This window comes from Rhizobium tibeticum (assembly GCF_900110205.1).
GTDB lineage: Bacteria > Pseudomonadota > Alphaproteobacteria > Rhizobiales > Rhizobiaceae > Rhizobium > Rhizobium tibeticum.
Genome location: NZ_FOCV01000118.1, coordinates 1 through 2,917, shown reverse-complemented (window position 1 = coordinate 2,917; position 2,917 = coordinate 1). Strand labels below are relative to the sequence as shown.

Annotated in this window: 3 pseudogenes; 1 reads left to right on the top strand and 2 read right to left on the bottom strand. The window is 56.8% G+C overall.

Annotation, left to right across the window (positions count from 1 at the left end):
- Window positions 1-524: 524 nt before the first annotated feature.
- Together BSG20_RS38280 and BSG20_RS36190 are read right to left on the bottom strand one after the other, a co-directional pair.
- Window positions 525-863, bottom strand: a pseudogene (locus BSG20_RS38280) (IS630 family transposase); the annotation flags it as partial.
- Window positions 864-874: 11 nt separating this feature from the next.
- Window positions 875-1,033 (bottom strand): annotated as a pseudogene (locus tag BSG20_RS36190) (IS21 family transposase); the annotation flags it as partial.
- An 85-nt stretch (window positions 1,034-1,118) separates the two neighbouring features.
- Here BSG20_RS36190 and BSG20_RS34935 point away from each other — a divergent pair.
- Window positions 1,119-2,343: pseudogene (locus BSG20_RS34935) on the top strand (ISNCY family transposase).
- The last annotated feature ends 574 nt before the right edge of the window (window positions 2,344-2,917 follow it).

Here is a 2,917-nt window from a genome sequence, read left to right as displayed (position 1 = left end):
CCGCCGTTGAGGCGGAGCGTAGTATGGCCAGCCAACGCGACCAGGTCCAGGAGGCACTCCTGCGCGATCTTCAGGCGGCGCGCTACGCCGCCGACGATCACCACCAGATCAGGAAACCCTATTTCCATCAATGACATAGAAAGATGGGTGTTATGAAACAGGATTGTAAAAGGTTATATAACGTCCGGTGCCGCGGGCCCGAGGTGCCGTTTTCGTCAACCGGTCGAAAAGTGGCCGGGACGGCACGCGCAGGATCAAGTTGCAACAATGAACGAGTGGTCATAGCGGCTGCAGCTGTGCACGCCCAATCACGCGGGTTCGCAGCGCTTTGTCATACGCTCCTCTTGCCCTGCCGATGCCAATACGACCCTGCTGCGAACATAGGTATTCCGTCAGCCGCCCCACTCGCCGGCACGGACTGCCATCCCTTGAGACTAGAGTATACTTAGCCGCGGATTTCCGTAGCAGGCAAGAGAAATGCATGCCCGGCAAAGCCTTGAGGATGGCCGAAGCCCTGCGGAGCCCTAGTGTTGTGACTGAATGTCGGTAGCGGATTTGGTCCAAACGAAGGCTTTTGATCGGCGTTGTGATGATCGAGATAGTCTTGAATTGCACCTTCGAGCTCGGCGACACTCTCGAATACGCCACACCGGATGCGATCAAGCCGAAGAAGCGTTCCACCTGATTGAGCCGGGACGCCGAAGTGGGGACTAAATGCATATGAAAGCGAGGATGTTTGGCCAGCCAGGCTTTCGCCGGGTGTTTATGGGTGGCATAGTTGTCGGCGATCAGGTGCAGATCGAAGCCTTAGGCGTGCTGCGGTCGATGAGCCGAAGGTATTTAAGGCATTCCTGGTGACAATGACTTTTCATGGCTTATCGCGATAGACGAGATTGAGAAGCGCCATCGGCTTTTTGCGCAGAGAGTGGATGACGTGGTGATAGTTGTTGACGACCTGATCGTGCTTTCCACTCGCATAGGCGCGGCCTCTGGGCAGCGTCAGTAGATGCGTGCCGTCGATGAAGATGTCGAGCGCATTGCCTCGCCTGAACTGCTCCCTAAAATCGGTGTGTTGCCTCAGCTAATTTGTTCCCGAAGAGACGACCTCAGGAGCTGTGATGAGGAAGGTAAGCATGGCGACACGAGCGGAATTGGTGACGGCGATCAGTGGACGCTACGTTTTAAGCAGTCGAGCCGAGAAGGCGAGGATGTTGGACGAGTTCGTCGGGCTTTCATCGCAAACACGCGATGCGACTGCTGCGAGGAGACTGCGAGCCTGCGAAGGGTGGGCCCCGGGCGGCGGGTTTACGGCGATGAGGTGCGCGCTGCCCTCGTCGTCGTTTGGGAGGCATCGGATCGCATTTGCGGGAAGCGACTACACCCACTCTTGCCGACATTGATCGAAGCGATGGAAAGGCATGGACACGGCGATAGGATAGCGACACGCGTCAGCAATTTTGGCGATGAGCGCAGCGACGCGGAACTGCGCAAATTGCTGCCGTTCCCGCTGCTGGGCTTCGACACCGACAACGACAGCGTCTTCATGAACGAGAGCGTTCATGAGTACTGCTTGCGCGATAATATCGAACTCACCCGTTGCCGCCCTACCGGAAGAATGACAGGCATTTGTCGAACAGAAGAATGGCGCGATCGTGCGCAAGATCGTCGGATACCGCCGCTTCGAGGGACTGCAGGCCACACGGGAGTTAGCGAAGCTTTATTCATCAATGCGGTTGTTCATCAATTTCTTTCAGCCATCATTTAAGCGAAAGAAAAGCATCGTGACGGAGCCAGGTGATCAAGCGGTATCACCGCCCCGCCACGCCCTATCAGCGGCTGCTTGACGATGCGCGCACGCCGGAGGATACGCACCTTCGCCTCAAGGCGATGTACCTAACGCTCGATCCGGTCCGGCTGCTGCGCAACATACGCCTGGCACAAGAGAGATTGGTCGAAATCGCTGACAAGCCGGGTGGTTCCCCTACCACCGACGGCGAGGCATTGCCGCCGGAGGACTTTCTGTCGGGGTTACAGATATTGCTTGGCGTGGCGGTGAAGTGAAACCGACCGCCCGCGCCAAGCCGGCGGCCAAGCGAGAGCGGCGGAGGCCCACCCTCTACTCGCCGTCACTGCCGAGTTCGAGGAATGGTTCGAGCCTTGGCGAACGTCACGAGAGTTGCTTGAACGCCTGCAGGTCAAATACCCCGGCGTCTACCCCGACGGCCTATTCGGACCGTGCAGCGTCGAATGAAGATCTGGCGCAGTGCGCAAGCCAATGCGTTGGTGTTCGGGCCATTCGCCGATGCCGCACGGTCGGCGGAAATTGTAGAGGTCGTGCAGTGAGATCATTTCTGAGCAATACAGAATCGGCAGAGGCTGGATCTCGGGAACAAACAGTCAGGCAATCGAGAACATTCGAATGAGGCAACGGCATTGTTCTTTGGAACACTCTTGGGTGAGGCAATACGAGTCTCACCTTGTTTGCCGCTGCGCAGTCCAGTCCGGCACGCGCCTGCATCGGCAAACCGCTCGGGGACGCCGACAAGTCGTCGCCCTTAACCCAGTGCATTTATCGCCGATTCTAATCATTCCCATGATCATGAGGAAACAGCTGTGCAAATCAAGTGCTTAATCGTGTTTTAGCCGATGGACCGCCCTCTTTCAGAGAATCACGGGGGCCGCTGCCTGTCAAGTCTTTCGCCGGCGCGATAGCGATCGCGAGAGCAGTTTGGCTCCGAAAACGCCCTAGCATTTTCTCATAGTCGAGATCAGCAATCAGCTCAATTCAACACCGCGCAAGTGTCTTGGCTATTGGACGCCTGTGTAATGGCCCCATAAATATCCGGACAGGATCTCCCACTTAACAAGTGTGCGAGGTAATGTGCCCATTATGACTAGTCACAATCCGAAGATGGAA